This window comes from Tenacibaculum aestuariivivum (assembly GCF_964507685.1).
Lineage (GTDB): Bacteria > Bacteroidota > Bacteroidia > Flavobacteriales > Flavobacteriaceae > Polaribacter > Polaribacter aestuariivivum.
The window spans coordinates 108,464-131,074 of sequence record NZ_OZ208414.1; the positions used below are offsets into that span (position 1 = coordinate 108,464).

Here is a 22,611-nt window from a genome sequence, read left to right on the forward strand (position 1 = left end):
TTTATTGTTTTCTGATAAAAGCTTTAACGGCTGTAAGTTCTTTATTATTTGGTACATGACATTGCCTACAATTAACACGTTCGGGATGTGAAACTCGAATTTCTTTAGGAGCACTAGGTCCTGCATGACATGCCAAACAATTTTCACGTAATTGTATTTGATGAGGTATTGCAGGCGGACTTGTAATTAAAGCGTTATTGTTACCAACTTTAGGAGCGTGTACTTTTGCGAAATTCCCATTTTTAAACAATGTTTTTGATTTTTGAGCTACATGACATTGTTTGCAGTTTACCAATTCAGGATGTGGTGTAACAGGTGTATAAGCATTAAATTTACTTACAAAACCACCATTTTCATGACATTTTAAACAGCTGTTACCGCCTATATTTTGATTTTCATCCGTAGGATGCGGAATACTTGGTGGCGCTCCATGATACGCTCTGTTGTCATAATACATTTCTAAAGTCCTTTGATATTTTGCATCCACAGGCATTTCCGAATAATCCAAAGCATGTTCCGATCGTTTAAAAACTCCAGCTTCCGAAGGAATTACAGGAACTGATTTGCTTTCTTTTATAGGGATGTATGCTTTTTCTTGCCCTTGGTAATAACTATAATTCCAAACAACAATAAAAGCGATAAACAACATTACAAATAGCGATATGATACCTAATCGTTTTCTCATAATTTATGCTTTTTCTATTTTAACAGCACATTTTTTATAATCTGGCTCTTTAGAAATAGGGCAGAAGGCATCTAAAGTAACATCATTAATTAGCATGTTTTCATCAAAAAATGGTACAAAAACTTGTCCTTTTGTAGGCAAACCTCTTTCGTTGATTGATGCAGGTAAAACACAAGAACCTCTTCGAGAAGTTACTTTAATATTTTCACCATTGCTGATGCCGTATCTTTTAGCATCTTCAGGATGTAATTCTACATAAGCATGTGGCATTGCTTTATGTAAAACAGGTATTCTTCTTGTCATAGAACCCGTATGCCAATGTTCGATAACTCTTCCTGTATTTAACCAAAAAGGATACGTTTCATCGGGCATTTCAGGAGCAGGTTCAAAAGGACGTTGCCATATTACGGCTCTTCCATCTGGTTTTCCGTAGAAATGAAAATCTTCACCATTTTTACATGCAGGATCGTATTTTGAATTGAATCTCCATTGTGTAGATTTTCCATCAACATAAGGCCAAATAGCACCAGATTGTTTCTTTAAAACCTCTAAAGGTGCCATTCCGTGTTTTGCTCCTTCATGAAATTGACGGTATTCATTATAAATTTCTTCGGCATGATTTTCTTTACTGTACGGAAATAAATCTCCAAATCCCATTCGTTTAGCTACTTCGATAAACATCCAAGCATCAGGCGTTGCATCACCAGGTGCTTCTACCATTTTATTCCAATGTTGGGTTCTTCTTTCTGAATTACCATATAATCCATCTTTTTCGATATGCCAAGCTGCTGGCAAAATAACATCGGCAACATCCGAAGTAGGCGTAGGGAATACATCGGAAACCACAACGAAACAAGATTCTTTTTCCATTGCAGGACGATAACGACCTGTTTTCGGTAAAGAAACCAAAGGGTTTGTAGCTTGTGTCCAAATAAATTTAATATCACCTCTATCAACAGCTCTAAACATTTCTGTTGCATGATACGTAGGTTTTGAAGGAATTCTATCAACAGGAACTTTCCAAATTCGGGCTGCCATTTCTCTATCTTTAGCATTCATAACAACACCGTGCGGTAATTTATGTGTAAATGTTCCTACTTCACGAGCAGTTCCACAAGCAGAAGGTTGCCCTGTTAAAGAAAATGGTCCGTTACCAGGTTGTGAAATTTTACCTGTTAACAAATGAATGTTATACACTAAATTATTAATCCAAGTTCCTCTTGTGTGTTGGTTCATTCCCATACACCAATACGAAACCACTTTACTATTTGGATTTCCGTAAATAGATGCTAAATATTTAATATCTTTTACGGATACTTTTGAATATTTTGCTACTTTTTCAGGGGTATAATCTTCTAAAAAGGTTTTGTATTCTTCAAAATTTATTTTTTCAGGCTTGTCTTTAAATTTGAAATTATCTTCTAAACCGTAGCCAATATTTGTAGATCCTTTGCTGAAGCTACAATGTTTTTCTACAAACGATTTATTTACAAAACCATTATTTACAATTTCATAACAAATAGCATTTGCAACGGCTAAATCGGTTTGAGGTTCAAATAATATAGATGTATCAGAAGCCATACTAGAACGCGTTGTTCTTGTAGCAAAATCGATAATTTTAGCACCTCTTTTATTTTTTTGAGATAACATTCTCGAAAACAAAACAGGATGCATCTCTGCCATGTTATTTCCCCAAGTGATAAAATAATCCGCATGTTCTATATCTTCATAACAGCCCATTGGTTCATCAGCTCCAAAGGTTGTTAAAAAACCAGTTACAGCACTTGCCATACATAAACGCGCGTTACAATCTAAATTATTAGTACCAATAGCACCTTTCATAAATTTTGAAGCGATATATCCTTCAGGAATAGTAGATTGCCCAGAGGTGTACATTGCTACCGAATCTTTACCATGTTTTTTAATGGTTTCTTTCATTTTATTAGCAACAATATCTAAGGCATCGCTTATGGGCGTTTTTACATATTTTCCATCTTTTTTAACTAATGCGTGTGTTAATCTATCGCTAGATTGAATACACATGGTTTGATGGTAGCCTTTTACACAAAGTAAGCCTTTGTTTACGGATGAATTAGGGTCTCCTTTTACGGCAATGGCTTTTCCGTTTTCAACACCAACCAAAATACCGCAACCTACACCGCAAAAACGACAAGGTCCTTTTTTCCAATCTAAATTTCCCTCAGGTATTCCTGCTTCTTGTTGGTTAGCAAAAATAATTCCAGGAAACATAGTTACTGCAGCGGTCATTGCTGCTGTAGCTGCCATTTTTTTTATAAAACTTCGTCTGCTTGTTAAAGAAGCGCTCATATTTTTGTTTATTTTATAGGGGTGTTAAATCCAGAAACTAAGGCTAGTAATTTTAAACTAGATAAACGTTCTATAGATTCTTTTAAATTTTTATCAGTAATGTCATTAACAGTATCTGTAATAACAACAAGCACATTTTTGTTTTCTGCAACAATAACTTCGCAGCCATTAAGAAGTGCTAATGCTTTTTGTAGTGCTTCTTTTTTTCCTTCGTAAGGGTGTGCTAAATAACTTTTAATAGGCATCTGAAATACTTGTTTAAATGTTTTACAAATTAGCAGTTTATAATTGCCTAATAATATGATAAATATCAGTTTTTCAGCTCGTTATGTTTTTTGAGATATAACGATTGTTATTTAGATACTTGTAAGTAAGATTATTATGTTTTTTTTTAAGTTATAATATTTTTTCATTTTTTATAATTTATTTTTATATGATGATGTTTGTCATATTTATTCAAACTAAGAGTGATTATATTTATCATTTAATACTTAATACTATGGAATATAAAATAAAAAGTAAAATTTGGATAGAAGTTGATGATAGTATTTTTTTAGGAGATGGAAGAATAAAATTATTAAAGTCAATAAATAATACTAGTTCCTTATCTAAGTCAGCAAAGGAATTAGGTATGTCTTATAAAAAGGCTTGGAATTTAATTAATTCTGTTAATAAATATGCAATTAAACCAATGGTTATAAAAAATGTAGGAGGAGTTAGTGGAGGAGGAACTAAGTTAACACCTTATGGTATAAAAATGATAGCAGCATTTGATTTAATTAATCATAAATGTTGGAAATACTTAGATAGACAAGTTAGTAATTACTTGGATAAATATTTTCCGAAAGAATAAAAAGATAAAAATATCTTTTTATTCTTTATAAGTATATCAATTTTATTAAATAATTTACTTTCTATTAAAAAAAAACAGTAATTTTTTGTATTTTTGTTGAAGAAAATTATAAGAACATAAGGGTAATAAATTTTCATTAATAATGAATAATTATTTAAATAGTAGTTTAATTAAAATAAATATAATATGAAATTACAAAACGTATTTTTAATACTATTAGTAGCATTATTTATGAGTTGTGGCGGAAAAGAGAAAAAAGCGCCTTCATATAGTTCAGGAAAAACAGTAAAAAAAACAGTTGAGAAAGCGCCTGAAAAGAAGGTAGAAAAACCAGGAATTATCGATTTAAAAAATAAAGGAATTGGTCCTGTAAAATCGTTAGAACTTGCCACAATTGTTGATAAGTCAATGGCTGAAAAAGGAAAATCAGTATTTAAAAATAAATGTTCTTCTTGTCATAAAGCAAGTAAGAAATTCATTGGGCCAAGTCCAGCGGGAATTTTAGAAAGACGTTCGCCAGAATGGGTAATGAATATGATTTTAAACCCTGAAGAAATGCTTAAAAAAGATCCTATCGCTAAAGAATTATTAGTGAAATTTAAAGGCGTTCCAATGGCAAATCAGCATTTAACAAAAGAAGATGCTAGACAAATTTTAGAATATTTTAGAACTATATAAATTATCTTTCTTTAATTTACAACTATTTTTTTTTTAATATATTAAATAAATACCTTTTTAATTATAGTTACTATTTCGTAGCTTTTTTGAAAAGGTATTTTTGTATGATATTTATCATATGATAAAATTTTAGATACTAATAGCTTGCGTTTTTAAATTATAATATATGTTAAAAACACATTCATTTCATATTCCTGTAATGGGAATAGGGTTTACTATAGATTCACCATTAAAAGTTTCTAGATTTGGAATAGATTCTGTTATATCATTAGTAGATGATATATTATTAGAGAAAATACGAAAAATGTATTCGTTGAAATTTAAAATTCCATACAATGAGATTACTGAGAAAATGGAAGATTTTAGAGCTGAAAGAATAACTTCGTATTTAAACTTAATGAAATCGCTTTCTGAAGAGAAATTTGAAGAATTTAAAAAGAATATTACACAAACAAAACAAGATATTACAGCTTTTATTGAAACACTTCCTGATACATCATCTTTAAAGCAAGAGTTTGTAAAGGTAACAAGCAGTAATTTTGAGTTGTCAAAAGTTGCAGATTGGTTAAAAGAAAATTTATCAATGGGGCAAATTGATGTAAATATTATGACTAAGATTGATAAAGATAATTATCATAAAGATGAAAAATTAACCATTGAGTATAATGATGCACACGCTGCTTTAAGAGGTTTTGCAAATAGTGATGTTAATTCATCAGTCGTATTTTCAGCAGGTATGAACCCTAGGTTGTATTCTTATTTAGAGGGGTTTAAAGATTTTTATCCTGATGAAAAAGGTGCTATTAAAAAAAGAATTATCTTAAAAGTAAGCGATTATCGATCGGCTTTAATTCAAGGAAAATTTTTAGCTAAAAAAGGAATTTGGGTATCAGAGTATCGTATAGAATCGGGTTTAAATTGTGGCGGACATGCCTTTGCAACCGATGGTTATTTATTAGGGCCGGTTTTAGAAGAGTTTAAGGTTAAAAGGGCAGAATTACATGAGTCTATTCAAAGTTTACTTTTTAGCGCTTTAAAACAAAAAAAATATGTAGTTCCTACAGAAAATTTAACGTTTAAAGTTTCGGCACAAGGTGGTGTTGGTACTGCAGATGAACATCAATTTTTATTAGATTATTATAATATTGATACTGTTGGTTGGGGAACACCATTTTTACTAGTTCCTGAAGCTACAACGGTAGATAAAGAAACTTTAAGTAAGTTAATAGCTGCTAAAGAAGAGGATGTTTATTTAAGTGATATTTCACCTTTAGGGGTTCCGTTTAATAATTTAAGAGGAAATACAAAGGATTTAGAAAAATTAGCTCATATAAATAAAGGAAGGCCGGGGAGTGCTTGCCCTAAAAAGTTTGTAGCTTTAAATAAAGATTTTACAGAAAAAGGAATTTGTACTGCTTCTAGGCAATTTCAGCATTTAAAAATAAAACAATTGGATGCTGAGAATTTAACGAAAGAAGTGTATAATAAAAAATTTAAGAAAATAACTGAAAAAAGTTGTACTTGTGTTGGTTTAGGGACTTCAGCTTTATTAGCGTATGACTTAGATACTAAAACTGAAGGTACTGGTGTTTCGGTTTGTCCTGGACCTAATATTGCTTATTTTTCAAAAATGATGAGTTTAAATGAAATTACAAAAGCCATTTACAACCAGTCAGCAAATTTAACTAGTGTACATAGACCTAATTTATTTATTAAAGAGTTAAATATTTATATTGATTATTTAAAAAATAAGTTTTTAGAAATAGCACCTAATGCGTCACCTAAGGAAATTAAATATTTAAAAACGTTTGCAAAAAATTTAAATGAAGGTATAATATATTATAAGGAATTATTTGAGAAAGAATATGAAAGTGCAATACGATATTCACCTTCTGTTTTAACAAACTTAAAATTAAGTAATGATACTCTAAGTAATATAAGTTTAGCGATACAAAAATTATAATTTTTAAACTTTAGTGTAAAAAATGTGTTATTGTATATATACAATAACACATTTTTTTTTAATAGTTTTAAAAAAAATGTATTAAAATAAATAGGTTTGTAGGCTTGTTAAAAATAATGTTTATATATTTAGCCCCGATTGAAGCGTTTGTTTGAGCTCCTCGCAGAGAGCGAGTGCGTAAAGCGGGATATAGCTTCTAATTATTTAAAGTAATTGCTTTGGGATGAAATATGTTATTTTTTCTAAATGTATATGCTGATGTAAATCTTTTTCAAACTCATTTAATTTAGCATACAAAGTTTTAAAAGGTGTTACAAGTACCAGCAGGTGGTGTGTAATTATTTGTAAATTGAGTTATTTCTTTAAAAATATCGCGAGTATTTTCATGCTCTTATTCCATCATTTTTATTGGATTATTAATATCAACAAAAGGTGTTGAAATATTTTTTTTGCTTTAACTAATTTTTTTACAAAAGGAAATAATACTTTTTCTTCTTTTTGCATATGTAAAAGTAATTCATTGGCTACTTCATGAAAAAGTTGATTTACTTTTATAACTTCATTATAATTGTGACCATGAATTTTGGCAACTTTATTAGCGTATTCATAATATTAAACTCACATTATTTTTAATATAAGTTTGATGAGTGTTTTTAATATAAATTATTAAAAAATCTAATTCCACTTATCATAATTTTCTAAAATGTTTGATTTATATTTTTATAGGTACAAGCTTTTTTGATAGAGATGTTTCCTTCACAACAAAAATGAATACTATTTTTTTAAAAAAAATGTGCTGTTTTTATATGTTCGGTAACATAATTAGCTACTGTTTTTTCTTTTAAAGTTTCCATTTTTTTATTTATATGTAAATAAATTTGGTTTTATGGTAACCATTACCCAGCCCCAATTATTGATGTTATTATCAGAATTACTTTTTAACATTTCCATTCCTTCTGAAGCGAACATTTGAGAATAGCCTGCTTTAAAGTCTATTTCTTTCGTAAACTTATATTTGTAAATAATATCTATTTCGGTACCTAGTTTTTTAGAAACGGTAGCGTTTATATCTGAGGCTGCAGAAAAATTATGTACAAATGTTGTTAAATTAGATTTTGGATTTAATTTAAAGTTTGCTTTCATATAAACATCTAATAAACCAACATTATTAGCATGGTTGCCTACGTAGAAATAATCCATAAAACCATTAAATTTATGATTTGTACCATAAAAAGGAGTAAAAGCATTGTTTTTGCCAGCTTCAATATTATAATCATTACCACTTTGTAGTTCAGCACCTAAACCAATTGTTGTTTTGTTGTTAAGTTTGTAATTAGTTTCTAAACCAACTAAGTAGGCATTTAAATTATTATTAACAATATCATTACCAAATTGATAATACAGGTTTGCAGTAAGTTGTAAGTTATTTTGATTGGCTTTTACGTGTGTACCAATAGTTTGACTATATGCAATACTGTTAGTGCTTTGTATTCCATTATTTAAAAATAAAAAACTAGCAGATATAGTACTCCAATCTTTATGTAGCCAAGCATACTGCATTGCTTTATATGTTTTAGGAGTTGTTAAATTTGTACCTGTTAAATTTTCTTTTGATTGATTAAAGGCTAACCCGATATTTACTTTAAAAGTGTTTTTTTTGTATTCTAATAAAGCTAAATCATGACTGCGAGCTTGTTGTGCCCAAGCTACATTACCAAAAATTCTACTATCATCATAAATAACCTCTTGACGGCCCAATTTTAAAGAAAAGTTGTTGTTTAATAATAATTTTGCCCAAGCTTGATGTAAGCTTAATCCGTTATTATCGGCACTGTTTAATTGCGGTACATCTCCCCAAACTCTTATATCTTGAACACTTACATAAAAATTTAATTTTTCAATTGAGTGTGTAAAATTTAAACGGGTTCTTTGTGAGGTAAATATTGCAGCATCTGTATTATTTGGAATTAAAGTTTTAAAACCATGCCTATACTCTGTACGAGGTCTAATTTCAGCATCTACCTTTAATTGAGCAAATGTTAAACTAGTTACTAAAAGTAATATAATATTTAGAAGTTTATTTGTTTTCATAATGTTGTGTAATTATCGAAACAAATTTGAGTAGAATACTAATTATATAAAATGACAAAGGTCATGTTTTGTAAATAGCTGTTTTTTATTATTTTAAATAAAATTTATATATTTAAAGAGATATTTTTTTATATATTTAACTTCTGTTTTTACTCAAAATTATAACCAATATAATTTTGAGCAAAAATAAAAATTATATAAATACCTTTGTTTTATTGAACAGCTAATGTAGCTTATTAGAAAAGTTTGCAGTTTAACGATACTTATTGTTTAATTAACGATGTATAGTGAGGGTTTGGCTATTACTCTATAAATTTTAAATGACTATTATTTAAATTAGATCTTAAATTTATTAGAAACCAAATGGAAAAGCAACTAAACGTATTGTTAATAGAAGATAATAGTATAGAAATAATGAAAATGGATAGAACTATATCATTATTAGAATTAAAGCACACTATTAAAACAGCTAAAACAGCAGAAATAGCATTAAAAATTTTAGAAGACAAAGAAAATTTACCAGATATAATTTTGTTAGATTTAAATATGCCAAAAATAAATGGAATTGAGTTTTTATCTATTATAAAAAATAAAGACGATTTAAAACATATTCCTACTATTATTTTAACAACTTCTAATAATAAAAAAGATATAGTAGAGTGTTATAAAATAGGTATGTCTGGTTATATATTAAAACCATTAAAGTATGAAGAGTATGTTTCGAAAATAAAAACAACTTTGTCATATTGGGCTATAAACGAATTAAAAAATCATTATTAAATGAAAGGAATAGTTTTTACAGAGTTTTTAGATTTAGTTGAAGATAAGTTTGGTTTAGAAATGGTTGATAGGATTATAACACAATCTAAACTAGAATCAGAAGGGGCATATACTGCTGTAGGAACGTATAGTTTTTCAGAAATGTTGCGATTACTTCAAAACTTAAGTTCGAATACTGGTATTTCTATAGATAATTTATTACTTACTTATGCTGAACATTTTTTTTCGGTTATTGAAAGCAGTTATCCAGGGTTGTTAGCTACTTACAAAGATCCTATTGAAATGATTGCATCTATAGAAAATCATATTCATGTTGAGGTACGAAAAATATATCCAGATGCTGAGTTACCAACTTTTATTGTAGAACAACAAACAGCTAACTCTTTAGTATTAATATATAAGTCGAGTAGAGCAATGCATCATTTTGGACTTGGGTTAATGAATAAAACATTTGAACACTTTAATAGTACAGCTACCATTGTTTTAGAAAAAATAAAAGAGGATGGTACTGAAGTTAAATTTTGGATTGATAAAAATTAATGGATATTACAGAAATTGAAATATTAAAAAGAGCTTTAAAAAGACAAAAATTAGCAAGAAAAGCTGCTGAAAAAATTTTAGAAGACAAGTCAAAAGAATTGTATCTTTTGTCAGAACAATTAAAAATAACAAATGCTAAATTAGAAGATTTAGTAAATGAAAAATCATCTGAATTACAAGGTGTTTTTGAAAATATTGCTGATGCTTATGTCGTAATAGATTTAAAAGGGAATGTTTTAAAAATGAATGATAAAGCTGTTAGTCTTTTTGGTTGTGATATTGCTAAAAAACAGTTAAATATAGCTAATTTTATATATGAATCAGATCATTTATATGCCTTTGAATCATTTACTGAATTAAAAAAAACAGGTGCCTTTTCTAACTATACAGCTAGAATTTTAAATAAAGATAAAAAAATAAAATGGGTTCAAATAAATGCCAGTTTAGTTTATAATAAAAATAATAAACCTGTTGCAGCTCAAGGTATTATTAGAAATATTTCAGAAGAAAAAAAAGCTTCAGAGTTAATTTTAGCACAAAAAAGTGAGTTAGATGCCATTGTACAAAATTCTCCTCTAGGAATTGTATTATCTCAGTCTGGTGTTATTTTACGAACTAATAAATCTTTTCAAAAATTAATAGGATATTCAGAGCAAGAACTTAATAATATGACTATTAAGGAAATTACTCTTTCAGAAGATTTATCAGAATCAGAAAAAAAGTTAGAAGAAATGTTAGCCGGTAATATTGATCATTTTACAGTTAATAAGAGGTATAAAACAAAAACAGGAGCTATTTTATGGGCAAAAACAAATGTAAGTGCTGTAAGAGATAGTTTAGATAATTTAAAATTTCAAGTATCTATTATAGAAGATGTAACATTAGAAAGAGAACGAAGATTAATTTTAGATATGATTAATGAGTTAGCAAAATCTATTCTAGGAAAAGATAATATTTATGAAATAGCAGGAGAGATAACACATAAAATAGCTGCATATTTAGATACTGAAGATTGTGTTATTTATTTAGTTAATCATGTTAATAATAAATTAGAACAAATAGCATCTTATGGAGGCAGAATAGAAGAAAATAATATTCAAAATTTTTTATCTATAGGACAAGGTATTGTTGGGTATGTTGCAAAATATGGTAAGCCTGAAATAATAAATGATACGAGTAACGATAAAAGATATTTTGTAGATAATAAAAGAAGGTTTTCAGAATTATCAGTACCCATAATTAGCGAAGGTAAAGTAATAGGTGTTATTGATTCTGAACATGCTGATAAAAATTACTTTACTAAAGAGCATTTACAAACCATAGAAAATATAGCAAGTTTAGTTGCAATGCAATTAAAAAGTGCATTAAATATTAGAGAGCGTGAAAAGGTTGAAATAAAAAATAACCAGCTTTTAAAACAGTTAGAAAAAAGTAATGATGAGTTAAATGAATATGCACATATTGTATCTCACGATTTAAAATCGCCTTTACGAAGTGTTAATGCATTAACATCATGGATAAAATCAGACAACGAAGGCAAGTTAGATGAGGTAACATTACAAAATTTTGCTTTAATAGAAGAAACTTTAGAGAAAATGGAGTTGTTAATTTCAGATATTTTAAATTACTCTAGTATTGATTCTAATACCTTAGAAAAACAACCTGTAGATTTAAATATGTTATTACAAGAGTTGCAAAAAATTTTATTTATACCAGCTCATATAACTATTAAAGTAGCCAATAAATTACCAATACTAAAAGGTGAAAAAACAAAGTTTCAACAACTTTTTCAAAATTTAATAAGTAATGCTATTAAGTTTAATGATAAAGAAAAAGGACTTATAACTATATCAGTAGTAGAAAAAAAATTACATTATCAATTTTCAATTAAAGATAATGGTATTGGAATAGAAAAAAAATACTATAATAAAATTTTTAAAATATTTCATTCTCTAAAAGAAAGTGAAGAATCATCAGGTATAGGACTGTCAATTGTAAAAAAAATTATAACTATTTATGAAGGCGAAATTTGGATAGAATCTAAACCAACTGAAGGAACTACTTTTTATTTTACTATTAAAAAATAATGTTATGGAAACCCCCAATTTAAATTATATTGAAGAGTTAGCAAGAGGAGATAATTCGATTAAATTATCATTAATAACAATAATTAAAAATGAATTTCCTGAAGAAAAACAAGAATACTATACTAATTTTAAAAATAGGGAGTATAAAAAAATAGAAGAAAGTGTTCATAAAATTAAGCATAAAATTAGTATTTTAGGACTTGAAAAAAGCTATGAAAAAGCTAATTTATTTGAGCACAATCTAAGAAATAAATCTATTGAAAATTCATCAGATTTTGAACAGATTTTAAATCTAATAACAGCTTATATTAAAACTATTTAAAATTTATGAATTGCATTATTATTGATGATGAAAAATTAGCAAGAACAATTATTACTACACTTTGTAAAGAAATTAAAAACTTAACTGTTGTTGAGGAGTTTTCAAATGCTATACAAGCTATAAAATATTTAAATGAACATAATGTTGATCTTATTTTTTTAGATATTCATATGCCTGATTTTACTGGGTTTGATTTTATAAAAACACTAAAGAATCCTCCTAAAATAATATTAACAACATCTGATGATAAATTTGCGATAGAAGCTTTTCAATATGAGTGTATTGTTGATTATATTTTAAAACCTATACATATAGACCGTTTTAAAATAGCCGTTGAAAAAGTAAAAAATAAAATTATTACTGAAAAAAAAGCAATAGAAAATGTTAAAGAAAATAGTTATGAAAATGACTTTTATATTAATATAGATAGACGTTTAATAAAAATAGATATGCCTAGTATTTATTTAGTTGAAGCTAAAGGTGATTATATTAATATAAAAACAGAAACTAAAAATTATATAGTACACTCTACATTAAAAAAAATTGAAGAAAAACTACCCGAAAGTTTATTTTTAAAAGTACACCGATCATATATTATTAATTTGAAAAAAATTATTGATATTGAAGATAATAGCGTTCTGATAAAGAAAGATGTAATTCCTGTTAGTCGATCTAAAAGACCAGAGTTAATGAAACGATTAAATTTATTATAAAATTTAATCTATAGTTTTTTGCATTTCGTCTATAGATAAATTAGTAATAACGAAGAGTTTAAGTATATAATGCAATAAGTTTTATTTTAATATTAAAATCAACTTATTATGAAAAAATTATTTACTCTTAAACATAAATTATTATTGTTATTTGTAATTTTTATAAATGTAATTACACAAGCTCAAAACACCCCTTTTAGTTGTGTATATGATGCTTACCTATTTCAATATAACGATGTGTATTCAATAGATTTAGCCTCAGGTAACTCTTATCTTGCGGCTGAAAACATTACACCTGGAAGTATAAATGCTGCGGCATACAACCCTGCTGATGGTTTTATTTGGGGGTCTTTAAGTACACCTGCAAAAACTATTGTAAGAATTGGAGATGACTTTTTAACTACTTCTTTTTATATTGATGAATTACCTACAAATGGTAGGTATATTGGAGATGTAAGTGCTCAAGGTATTTATTATTTAAAAGGAGGAGGAACTACTTATTACAAAATAGATTTAGATCCTAACTCAGCAACATATGTACAATATTTAGCTACAGCAAATTTATCACAAAATATAAGTATTCATGACTGGGCTTTTAATGCTGTTGACGGTAACTTATATGCTGTAGAAAAAAACACCAATATATTATATAGAATAGATCCTAGTAATGGTGTTGTAAATTCGTTAGGAGAGGTGCCTATTTTAACAGGTTTGAGTTATACATATGGAGCTGTATATTTTGATGCTTCTGGTCGTTTTTATGTATCAGCAAATCAAACAGGTACTATTTATGTAATACAAAGCGTGCAAGATTTAGATGGTTTAAACCAGATGGATTCTAATTTATTTGCATTTGGTCCTTCAAGTGCTAGTAATGATGGTGCACGTTGCCCAACAGCACCAGTTTTACAAGAAATATGTGATAATGGAATTGATGATGATGGGGATGGGTTAATTGATTGTGAAGATCCTTCATGTTCAGGTTACGGAGAGTGTGATGTTATTTTACCACCAACTTCAGGAGGAAATGAAGGCGGGCTAGAAAGTAATAATAGATTATCAGAACAGATAAATAAAAGAAATTATAACCGTACAAAAGTTAATTATAAATTTAACAGAAGTAAAGCTGCAAGGGTTAAAAAATCTATACATTATAAGAAAAAAAGTAAAGGTGTTTTTGAATTAAAAGATTTTATTCCTTTAGAAGTTATTGAGGTAGATGAAACTATAGAATCTTCACCTACCGATTTAGTAGCAATTACAAATGCAACACAAATTTATGCTGTAGATTATATGAAAAAAGGAGTGTCAGTAGCTTCAATTTTAGCTTTAAAAACTGAAAATGGAGTATATGAACATACTAAATATATTTGTGATCGTTTACTTGGAGCTGAACTAATATCAGTGTCAACAATTGATATAAATGGGCAACAATTTATTAAATCTTTAATTAAAAATGCTGACAATACCGTAGAGTTTGTTTTAAGTTTTTCAGCTAAAGAGGTAAATAATACTGCTAATTTTGAAATTGAAAGTCATTGGAATTTAGATAAATATGAAAGTAATGTTACTTTTTATAACTTCCAGATATGGTCTAATTCATTAGATGATTTATATACTTTAGGAGAAGAAGTGGTAAGTTTATTAAATACTGAAAAACCTATATTGGCTTATAAACTGTCAACACCTCCAACGGTATTTGTTAGAAAAGGAAAGTATAATAATGGGTTATTAGATATACAAGTTATAAATACTAATGCAACAGATGAAGTAACCTTTGATGCTGGTTTTAGAGTAACCGAAACAGGTATTGTTAATAAAACAAATAGTATGTTAAACCTTAATAAAGAGTATATTACAAATTTAAAAGTACCAACAGGTAATTTATTTGATATTGGTTTTAGAATTGGAGATGGTATTGCTACACCAGATGATTTATTTATGTCTGATGGTCCATGGGGAGTTGATGATTCTCAATCAAATACTAACGTAGTTAATTATACTGTTTCTGCTAATAACTATACATTTGAAGATGCTGACTTTCCAATAGAAAGAAATGTAGATTTAGAAGTAACTACTAATTCGTACGTTGCCTTACATAGGGCGTTAACGCCACGATTTAAGCCTGTAGATTTATCAGACTATAATAGTTTTAATTTAAAAGCAAAAGGAACAGGAGCGGTAGAAATAACATTAATTAAAAAGAGTATTGATTTATGGAATAATCAATTTAAAGCAACCATAATTTTAACGGATGAGCTTTTAGAGCATAAAATATCTTTTACAGATTTTACATCAACAAAAGGTAATAGTTTAGTATTAGATGATGTTATTACGATAGTATTTACAGCAGTATCTAAGCAAGGAAATATAGTTACTAAAAAAGTAAGTTTACAAGATATAAGGTTTTCTCATGAAAATGAGGTGCCAGATAAAGGTATTACTGTAAGTGGAGATAACTTAAAGGCGGTTCCAAACCCTATGAATACAGAGGCAGGAATACATTTTACTTCGAATCAAATAGAAACGGTAAAACTTGTTGTTTATACTAGATTGGGTAGAAAGGTAAAAGAGATTGAGTATAAAACAGTATTAGGTAATAATAAGATTGTTTTAAAAAAAGAGCATTTGAGTACAGGATTATATATATGTAAAATTATAGGTGCTAAACAAAATTATAAGACTATAAAACTAATAATTAATTAAAATAAATAATTAAAAAAAAGAAAACCTGAACAATTAGTTTTGTTCAGGTTTTTTGTGAGTTATGTTTAATTATTTTTAGGTAGTATTAAATCAATGAGGCATACTTACTGTGTAAATCAGTATAATTAATTTATTTTTAGTTAACATAGTAGTTGTTATGTGCTTATTAATATATAATTGTTTTAAAAAGCAATTTTTATAATATTAATAAGCTGTCAAAAAACATTATTTTTTTCTAAAAAAAGGTTTCTTTAAAAAGTACCATTTAAAACGTAAACCAATTTCAGTAAAAGTAAAATCTGAAGCAGCTGTAGCTGTTGTAGCAGATGCTATATTACTTTGAGTACTATAAAGATTAAATAAACTACGTTCTGAAAATTTATACCCTAATTTAGCTTGAATTCTGTAAGTACTCTGTCTTTTATTATTTTCAATAAACTGAAATCCTGTTGCGGCAGTTAGTTCATAAAACCATTCTTTATTTTTAGCAATATTTTCATCTTTTATAATATTAACAAAAACTTCTGCAGCACTAAATTTACTAGGACTAAAATAAATATCAGGAAATTGGTTTTTAAAAGCTATATTTTGATAATTGATACCTGCTTTTAAAGATGGTTTTTTTAATATATTGTAGTAAAGTGAAGAAAATAATAAGTTTCGAGTATTACCATCGTTTTGAGAAGTGTAGTAAAGTTGTGTGTACCAACCCAGTTTAAAGTTTGTATTTAAACTATAATTTATAAAAAAATTATTTTGAACAATTTCTTTGTCTAATAAAGCGGCATTAAAATTTTGTATTTCTCTTTTATAACCTAATTCTAAATTTTGAAGTTTAAATGGTTTTATTTTTAAAGATAAATCGGCTAATAATTGACTAAATTTATTTTTTTGGATGTTGTTTTTTTTAATATTAGAAGCGCTAATACCTAAAGTACCCTTAAAAGTTGCATTATTTAATAATTGATACGATATTCCTGCTGAAAAATTATTAGAAATAGCACTTTCCTTATCTACAGAAACAGCATTACTTGTTGTTCTGTAGCTGTAGTTACCAAATAATTTAAGTTTTGTAGACAAAGGAAACTCTGAGTTAGCAGAATATAAATAAGCTTCATTATTACCATTATCAAATGAGTACGCAGTTTTAACTTCAATAAAAGGCGTAAACGATTTATCTAAATTTTTAATAAAATTAGTAGCATCTTTTTGCTTTTTATAAAAAATTAAAGTGTTTTCGGCACTTTTGTAGGCATTTATAAAATAGCCAGAAGCTTTTAGAGCATTTGCTTTGCCTAAGTTACCATCAAAAGAAGCGCTATCATTTTTTAATATTAAATTATAATCGTTAATACTTTTTTTAAAGTCACTTTTATAAATATTTAAAGTTGCTCTTAATGATAGTATCCAGTTTTCAGGATTAGTATTGTTGGTTAATAGTTTTTTTAGCTCTTTTTGAGCTAAAGAGTATTTATTATTCCATATTAGAGCTTGTATAAAACGTTCTTTTGTTTGATTTTTTATAGATTTATCAGTAGTATTATTTAAAAGACTGACAGCTTTTTTACTAATAATTAAAGCTTCTTTATCATCACCATCAAGATGATTTGCCAACGATATTCCGTTTAAAGATGTTAATTTACTTGCTGAATCTTCACCAATAATAATATATGTTTCTTTGGCTTTATCTATTTGATTTGAAATTAAGTAAAGGTTTGCTAAGTTTAATAAGGTTTCTTTGTCTTTTTTAAAATCGATAAAATTTTCTTTTAATATTTTTTCAGCAGCAGTATAATTTTTATTATTTACCTTACTGTTTGCCAAACCTAAACGCATATATTTTTTAGAAACCAACGCATTTTGATTATTAGGCAATACGATTAACGCTTTGTTTACGTAATTAATAGCTTTATTAAATTTTTTTAAATTAGATAATGTATTAGCATATCCTAAAAGAGCAGGAAAACTTTTATCATTTTCTGATATTAAATTTTTATAATATTCTTCAGCTTTATTATAATTTTTATTCCAAAGAAGTGATTCGGCATAATTTAATTTTACTTCAAAATCTGAAGGAAAATCATTTAAAAGATTAGTAAATAGAGTAACAGCTTTATAAGAACTTCCATTTAAACCTAAGGCTCTACCATAACAAAGTCTTGCTGTTTTATTGGTAGGATATGATTTTAAAATATTTTCAAAAAAAGCTTCAGCTTGTTGGTATTTTCCTGTTTCTAAGTAAGTAAAACCTTCCTTCATATTTTGTGAAAAAATAGAAGTATTTGTAATAAAAAATAATAAAAATGTAAGGTGTTTAATTTTCATGTAACTTTTTTTTCTTATTTGCAAGTTAAGGAATAGCATTCATCATTCAACTAAACAAAACAGTTTTTCATCGATTATTAATGTTTTTTTTGTGGTTTTAATAAGATATTAGTACTAGTATTAATCATTAAAACTTAAAATTATGGCTTTACAAATAACAAGAAAAAAAGGGAAATTTTATTTAAAAGGAAAGTTAAACAATTCAACAGCTAATTTTTTTGTCACTTATTTTCAGTATAACATAAAAAAATATAAAAAACTAAGTGTAAATATTGATGGTGTAAAAGAAATTACACGAGATGGTTTAACAGCAATAAGTACATTAATTTCTATTGCTTTAAAAAAAGATAAATCATTTTTAGTTGTTGGTTATGGGTGTAAAGAAATTTATGATGATTTTGATCAAATGGATGTAGCCTAACAATTTATAATAAAACAACTATGACTGGAATTTTAAAACAAGTAAAATACAAAATTTCACCAGAGCAACTATTCATGATAAGTGTTTTAGTAGTAAACGGAGGTAATTATTTATATAATTTAACTTTAGGTAGAATTTTAGGACCTGCTAAGTTTGCTGATGCGGCTATTATGATTACCTTTTTGTTAGTACTTTCATTTATAGCCATGACTTTTCAGTTAGTAACCGCTAAATTTTCAGTGCTTTTTGAAGATGTTGTTTTTAAAAAATTTATATCAAAAGTATATAAAAATGCAATAATTGTAGGTGTAGTTTTAGGAGTTGTAATAATTATATTTTCATCAGAACTACAAGTGTTTTTTAAAACGACATCTGCAACAATGTTTATTGTTTTTGGAATTGGAGTTCCAATTTATTTTTTAATGAGTATAAATAGAGGGGTTTTTCAAGGTAAAAAACAGTTGAAAAAGTTATCGATTACTTATCAGTTAGAAATGATAAGTCGTTTATTAATTACTTTTGCTTTATTATATTTTTTTAATATTGAATCTTCAATATTAATTGCTTTAGGAATTTTATGTTCATTTATCTTTGGATTAATTCCGTTTGAATTTAAAAATATTTCTTTTTCTAAAATAGTATCATTAGAAAAATATGAATCTACTATGGTTCGTAACTTTTTTATAATTACAGCATTTTATGAGTTAACTCAAATAATAATAAATAATAGTGATATTTTATTAGTAAAACATTACTTCGAGTCTTATGACGCAGGTTTGTACGCTTCATTAGCATTAATAGGTAGAGTGGTTTATTTTATTGCTTGGATGTTTGTAATGTTATTATTACCAACGGTTGTTCAGTTAAAAAAAGAAGGAAAACCTACAGCGCCAATTTTATTAAAATATGTAGGGTATATTTTTATAATAGCTACTAGTATTGTTACTTTATGTTATTTTTTCCCAGAACAAATTATTACTATTTTATTTGGTAATGAGTATATGGCTATCAAGCCTTTATTATGGAAATATGCTATAGCAACAGGTGTTTTTGCAATCTCAAATATTTTTGCATATTATTACTTATCTTTAGATAAATACATTCCAGTTGTTATTTCAGGGCTTTTTGGAATGCTACAAATAGGTTTGATTATTTTATTTCATAAAAATTTAGAACAGGTTGTACACGTACAAATTTTGGCAATGATTTTATTATTATTAATGCAATTATCATTTTTCTTTTTTAAAGATAGAAAATAATGTTTAAAAAATAATATCTAAACCTTTACACATTTAAGCTACATATAATTGCATTTCGGCTACATTAAGAAATTTAAACTTTTTTTATAACGAAATTTAATATAATTAAAAAGAAAATACTATGAAACTAGCTATCGTAACAGCATACCCACCAAGTAAAGTAACTTTAAATGAATACGCTTATCATTTAGTAAAAAGTTTTAGACAAAGTAAAAAAGTAACCGAATTAGTTTTATTAACAGACGTAACTCCAACGGGAAAAGATATTCACTTTACAGAAGATGGATGCAAAATTACTATAAAAGAGTGTTGGAAGTTTAATAGTTATACAAATGTTATAAAAGTAACAAAAGCTATAAGTGCTATAAAACCAGATGCTATATTGTTTAACTTACAATTTATGAAGTTTGGCGATAAAAAAGTTGCTGCAGCTTTAGGATTAATGTTGCCTTTAGTTTGTAAGATAAAAAAAATACCTACCATTGTATTATTACACAATATTTTAGAACAAACAGATTTAGAAAGTGCAGGTTTTACTTCAAATAAAATAGTAAAAAAAGTATATAATTTTATTGGAGAAACATTAACTAAATTAATTTTAAAAGCTGATATAGTAGCTGTTACTATGCATAAATATGCAACTACTTTACAGGAGAAATATAAAGTGAATAATGTAAAAATGATTCCTCATGGAACATTTGAAATTCCAAATAAACCATCACATATATTGCCAAAAGGAGCTTTGAAAATAATGACTTTCGGTAAATTTGGTACTTATAAAAAAGTTGAAAAAATGATTGAAGCTGTTGAAAAAGTTAGAGTTTCAACAGGTTTAAATTTAGAAATAGTAATTGCAGGAACAGACAATCCTAATGTGCCAGGTTATTTAGCATCTGTAAAAGAAAAATATAAAAATGTAGCTCAAATAACTTTTACAGGTTATGTTGAAGAAGTGGAAGTAGCTCCTTTATTTAATGAAAGTGCTGTTGTGGTGTTTCCTTATACCTCTACAACAGGTAGTTCAGGCGTTTTACACCAAGCGGGTAGTTATGGAAAAGCAGTTGTAATGCCTAATTTAGGCGATTTAACAACTTTAATTGAAGATGAAGGATATAGAGGCGAGTTTTTTGAACCTGAAAGTGTAGCTAGTTTAGCCAATGCTATTGAGCTTATTGTAACCAATGAAGCACATAGAATAGCTTTAGGAGAAGCAAATTATAAAGCTGCTACGGCATTTCCAATGGAAAGAATTACAGCAATGTACTTAAATCAGTTTGAAGCCATTATAACGGTTAAAAAACTAACTAAAAGAGTATTAATAGAATCTTAAATTATTCAGATATGTATTTAAAAGCAGGTTTTTTACGACCATTTTTATCAATAAAACCAAACTCTTTTTGAGGGTTTATTCGCCAAGGAAGTTTGCCAACAACTTCCTTAGGTACTTTTTTAAAGTCATATAAAGTCCACGACATAAAAGGAATGTTATTTTTGGTTAACAGTTGTTGCATTATTTTATAATAATTAGCTTGTTTTTTCACTGAATTACCAAAAGGTTTCCAAATACCATTATAAGAAGAAACTCCAAATTCACCTAAAACAATAGGTTTTTTAGGTATTTTAGTTTTTAATGATTTATAGTTTTTTTCAAAATTATTAATGTCTTCATAATAATGAAAAGAAACAAAATCGACTTTATCTTTTAAAATAGGAGCACTTTCAATATTTGACCAACCAATGGTAATAGCGTGTTTTTTATCAATAGATTTTACTAAAATAGCCATATGATTTAACCAAGCAATAACATTTTCTTTTCCTCTTGATATAAAATCTAAATTAGGTTCATTTTTGATGTCCCAAGCAATAATAGCTTCATGGTCTTTAAATTTTGACACAATAGTTTCTGCATGTCTGTGGTTTAAGGTCCAATCTAAAACATTGTAGTTTCCGTAAAAATCAAATAAAGTAACAATAACATTTATATTATTTTTTTGAGCAGTATCTAAAACTTGCTTTAATTTATTTAGTTTACTAATTTTTACATTTGCTTTACCAAAATCTTCATATTGAATAAAAATTCTAATAGTATTTAAGTTTGCTTTTTTAATGATTTTAAAGTCATTTTCTATAATTTTCATATCAAATTTATCACCAAACATATCCCAAGGTGTATCTTGTGGATAATAATTAATTCCTTTTATATTTAATGAATCGATAGGCGTAGTTTTAATTTTTTTATCAAAAATGGCAGATTTTTCTTTAACTAAATGTCTAATTCTCCAAAAACCATCTTCTAATAATAATACCATTTTATAATCTGATACTTCGGTAGTTTCTAAAACTAGTTTTTTATTTTTAAGTACTTTTTTATACTCAACAACATTTTTATCTTCTAAAACAATTGATTGTCCATCTTCACTGAAAAATAAAAGATTAGGATTGTGTTGTAATGTAGTACTTTCAATAGTGATTTTTTCTTTTTTATTATGTGCTATAAAGTTGAATAAATTTTTGCGAGCATTTTTTGTATAATAATCATTTATACCACTTTTTAGGTTTGTTTTATTAGCTACATGCTTTACATACCAAGCGTCTATATAATCATTTTCGATATTATTTAAGGTTTGTTCATCAATTTTTCTGCCTTCGTTACCATCTTCTTTCCAAATCATTTTAGGTAAATACTGCTCTACTTTTTTAACTTCAACATGTAACATTTTACTTCTGTCTGCCCCAGTATTAAAGTGTGTGTATAGTGAGCTGATTAAAAATATAATGATTGACATAATAAGAACATAGGACGAAATTAAAATACCCCTTATTATGTTTTTATTAGTGTTATCCATTTTTAAAATATTTT

The 22,611-nt window shown here is 27.1% G+C and carries 18 protein-coding genes; 12 read left to right on the top strand and 6 right to left on the bottom strand.

Going from position 1 to position 22,611, the window contains the following annotated elements:
• Position 1: 1 nt before the first annotated feature.
• The 3 genes from ACN5J4_RS00440 to ACN5J4_RS00450 are packed head-to-tail and all read right to left on the bottom strand — an operon-like array spanning position 2 to position 3,258.
• Positions 2 to 685: a nitrate reductase cytochrome c-type subunit gene (locus ACN5J4_RS00440; RefSeq protein ID WP_418650199.1), complete on the bottom strand. Its 684-nt coding sequence runs from the start codon at positions 683 to 685 to the stop codon at positions 2 to 4.
• A gap of 3 nt (positions 686 to 688) precedes the next feature.
• Entirely contained in the window at positions 689 to 3,013 is a 2,325-nt protein-coding gene (locus tag ACN5J4_RS00445) for a molybdopterin-dependent oxidoreductase (protein WP_418650200.1), read from the bottom strand.
• Between the two features lie 8 nt (positions 3,014 to 3,021).
• The gene (locus tag ACN5J4_RS00450; RefSeq protein WP_418650201.1) at positions 3,022 to 3,258 is read right to left on the bottom strand and encodes a hypothetical protein; all 237 of its coding nucleotides are present in this window, start codon (positions 3,256 to 3,258) and stop codon (positions 3,022 to 3,024) included.
• A gap of 254 nt (positions 3,259 to 3,512) precedes the next feature.
• Here ACN5J4_RS00450 and ACN5J4_RS00455 point away from each other — a divergent pair, with 254 nt between their 5' ends.
• The 3 genes from ACN5J4_RS00455 (at position 3,513) to ACN5J4_RS00465 (ending at position 6,507) form a co-directional block, all read left to right on the top strand.
• Positions 3,513 to 3,866, top strand: a complete 354-nt coding sequence (locus ACN5J4_RS00455) for a winged helix-turn-helix domain-containing protein (protein ID WP_418650202.1) — start codon at positions 3,513 to 3,515, stop codon at positions 3,864 to 3,866.
• Positions 3,867 to 4,052: 186 nt separating this feature from the next.
• A complete protein-coding gene (locus ACN5J4_RS00460; RefSeq protein ID WP_418650203.1) occupies positions 4,053 to 4,544 on the top strand; it encodes a c-type cytochrome in 492 nt (163 codons plus the stop codon).
• Positions 4,545 to 4,710: 166 nt separating this feature from the next.
• Positions 4,711 to 6,507 carry a hypothetical protein gene (locus ACN5J4_RS00465; protein ID WP_418650204.1) on the top strand — a complete coding sequence of 599 codons (1,797 nt, stop codon included), beginning with the start codon at positions 4,711 to 4,713 and terminating at the stop codon, positions 6,505 to 6,507.
• Between the two features lie 858 nt (positions 6,508 to 7,365).
• Here ACN5J4_RS00465 and ACN5J4_RS00470 read toward each other — a convergent pair.
• Positions 7,366 to 8,598, bottom strand: coding sequence for an alginate export family protein (locus tag ACN5J4_RS00470; protein WP_418650205.1), 1,233 nt, complete (start codon positions 8,596 to 8,598; stop codon positions 7,366 to 7,368).
• A gap of 363 nt (positions 8,599 to 8,961) precedes the next feature.
• On the opposite strand from ACN5J4_RS00470, the gene ACN5J4_RS00475 reads away from it, so the two are divergent.
• From ACN5J4_RS00475 to ACN5J4_RS00500, 6 genes are all read left to right on the top strand, one after another.
• Positions 8,962 to 9,378 (top strand): response regulator, encoded by a 417-nt coding sequence (locus ACN5J4_RS00475; protein ID WP_418650206.1) that lies wholly within the window; start codon positions 8,962 to 8,964, stop codon positions 9,376 to 9,378.
• Positions 9,379 to 9,918 carry a heme NO-binding domain-containing protein gene (locus ACN5J4_RS00480; protein ID WP_418650207.1) on the top strand — a complete coding sequence of 180 codons (540 nt, stop codon included), beginning with the start codon at positions 9,379 to 9,381 and terminating at the stop codon, positions 9,916 to 9,918.
• Positions 9,918 to 12,005: a PAS domain-containing sensor histidine kinase gene (locus ACN5J4_RS00485; protein WP_418650208.1), complete on the top strand. Its 2,088-nt coding sequence runs from the start codon at positions 9,918 to 9,920 to the stop codon at positions 12,003 to 12,005. Before ACN5J4_RS00480 ends, ACN5J4_RS00485 begins: the two co-directional genes overlap by 1 nt.
• Positions 12,006 to 12,009: 4 nt before the next feature.
• Positions 12,010 to 12,327 (top strand): Hpt domain-containing protein, encoded by a 318-nt coding sequence (locus ACN5J4_RS00490; RefSeq protein ID WP_418650209.1) that lies wholly within the window; start codon positions 12,010 to 12,012, stop codon positions 12,325 to 12,327.
• A gap of 5 nt (positions 12,328 to 12,332) precedes the next feature.
• Entirely contained in the window at positions 12,333 to 13,040 is a 708-nt protein-coding gene (locus ACN5J4_RS00495; protein ID WP_418650210.1) for a LytR/AlgR family response regulator transcription factor, read from the top strand.
• 108 nt (positions 13,041 to 13,148) lie between these two features.
• A complete protein-coding gene (locus ACN5J4_RS00500) occupies positions 13,149 to 15,746 on the top strand; it encodes a DUF6923 family protein (protein WP_418650211.1) in 2,598 nt (865 codons plus the stop codon).
• Between the two features lie 225 nt (positions 15,747 to 15,971).
• Here ACN5J4_RS00500 and ACN5J4_RS00505 read toward each other — a convergent pair whose 3' ends face one another.
• Entirely contained in the window at positions 15,972 to 18,071 is a 2,100-nt protein-coding gene (locus tag ACN5J4_RS00505; RefSeq protein ID WP_418650212.1) for a tetratricopeptide repeat protein, read from the bottom strand.
• A gap of 142 nt (positions 18,072 to 18,213) precedes the next feature.
• On the opposite strand from ACN5J4_RS00505, the gene ACN5J4_RS00510 reads away from it, so the two are divergent.
• The 3 genes from ACN5J4_RS00510 (at position 18,214) to ACN5J4_RS00520 (ending at position 21,081) form a co-directional block, all read left to right on the top strand.
• The gene (locus ACN5J4_RS00510) at positions 18,214 to 18,492 is read left to right on the top strand and encodes a hypothetical protein (protein ID WP_418650213.1); all 279 of its coding nucleotides are present in this window, start codon (positions 18,214 to 18,216) and stop codon (positions 18,490 to 18,492) included.
• A gap of 20 nt (positions 18,493 to 18,512) precedes the next feature.
• On the top strand, positions 18,513 to 19,751 hold the full coding sequence (locus ACN5J4_RS00515; RefSeq protein WP_418650214.1) for a sugar isomerase: 1,239 nt from the start codon (positions 18,513 to 18,515) through the stop codon (positions 19,749 to 19,751).
• 121 nt (positions 19,752 to 19,872) lie between these two features.
• Entirely contained in the window at positions 19,873 to 21,081 is a 1,209-nt protein-coding gene (locus tag ACN5J4_RS00520; protein WP_418650215.1) for a glycosyltransferase, read from the top strand.
• A 1-nt stretch (position 21,082) separates the two neighbouring features.
• Here ACN5J4_RS00520 and ACN5J4_RS00525 read toward each other — a convergent pair whose 3' ends face one another.
• Positions 21,083 to 22,597, bottom strand: a complete 1,515-nt coding sequence (locus tag ACN5J4_RS00525) for a glycoside hydrolase family 2 TIM barrel-domain containing protein (RefSeq protein ID WP_418650216.1) — start codon at positions 22,595 to 22,597, stop codon at positions 21,083 to 21,085.
• Positions 22,598 to 22,611 lie beyond the last annotated feature (14 nt).

Excerpts from the sequence above, each read along its gene's own strand:
- ACN5J4_RS00440 (WP_418650199.1), bottom strand. The coding sequence starts at position 685 with ATGAGAAAACGATTAGGTATCATATCGCTATTTGTAATGTTGTTTATC.
- ACN5J4_RS00445 (WP_418650200.1), bottom strand. The coding sequence starts at position 3,013 with ATGAGCGCTTCTTTAACAAGCAGACGAAGTTTTATAAAAAAAATGGCA.
- ACN5J4_RS00450 (WP_418650201.1), bottom strand. The coding sequence starts at position 3,258 with ATGCCTATTAAAAGTTATTTAGCACACCCTTACGAAGGAAAAAAAGAA.
- ACN5J4_RS00455 (WP_418650202.1), top strand. The coding sequence starts at position 3,513 with ATGGAATATAAAATAAAAAGTAAAATTTGGATAGAAGTTGATGATAGT.
- ACN5J4_RS00460 (WP_418650203.1), top strand. The coding sequence starts at position 4,053 with ATGAAATTACAAAACGTATTTTTAATACTATTAGTAGCATTATTTATG.
- ACN5J4_RS00465 (WP_418650204.1), top strand. The coding sequence starts at position 4,711 with ATGTTAAAAACACATTCATTTCATATTCCTGTAATGGGAATAGGGTTT.
- ACN5J4_RS00470 (WP_418650205.1), bottom strand. The coding sequence starts at position 8,598 with ATGAAAACAAATAAACTTCTAAATATTATATTACTTTTAGTAACTAGT.
- ACN5J4_RS00475 (WP_418650206.1), top strand. The coding sequence starts at position 8,962 with ATGGAAAAGCAACTAAACGTATTGTTAATAGAAGATAATAGTATAGAA.
- ACN5J4_RS00480 (WP_418650207.1), top strand. The coding sequence starts at position 9,379 with ATGAAAGGAATAGTTTTTACAGAGTTTTTAGATTTAGTTGAAGATAAG.
- ACN5J4_RS00485 (WP_418650208.1), top strand. The coding sequence starts at position 9,918 with ATGGATATTACAGAAATTGAAATATTAAAAAGAGCTTTAAAAAGACAA.
- ACN5J4_RS00490 (WP_418650209.1), top strand. The coding sequence starts at position 12,010 with ATGGAAACCCCCAATTTAAATTATATTGAAGAGTTAGCAAGAGGAGAT.
- ACN5J4_RS00495 (WP_418650210.1), top strand. The coding sequence starts at position 12,333 with ATGAATTGCATTATTATTGATGATGAAAAATTAGCAAGAACAATTATT.
- ACN5J4_RS00500 (WP_418650211.1), top strand. The coding sequence starts at position 13,149 with ATGAAAAAATTATTTACTCTTAAACATAAATTATTATTGTTATTTGTA.
- ACN5J4_RS00505 (WP_418650212.1), bottom strand. The coding sequence starts at position 18,071 with ATGAAAATTAAACACCTTACATTTTTATTATTTTTTATTACAAATACT.
- ACN5J4_RS00510 (WP_418650213.1), top strand. The coding sequence starts at position 18,214 with ATGGCTTTACAAATAACAAGAAAAAAAGGGAAATTTTATTTAAAAGGA.
- ACN5J4_RS00515 (WP_418650214.1), top strand. The coding sequence starts at position 18,513 with ATGACTGGAATTTTAAAACAAGTAAAATACAAAATTTCACCAGAGCAA.
- ACN5J4_RS00520 (WP_418650215.1), top strand. The coding sequence starts at position 19,873 with ATGAAACTAGCTATCGTAACAGCATACCCACCAAGTAAAGTAACTTTA.
- ACN5J4_RS00525 (WP_418650216.1), bottom strand. The coding sequence starts at position 22,597 with ATGGATAACACTAATAAAAACATAATAAGGGGTATTTTAATTTCGTCC.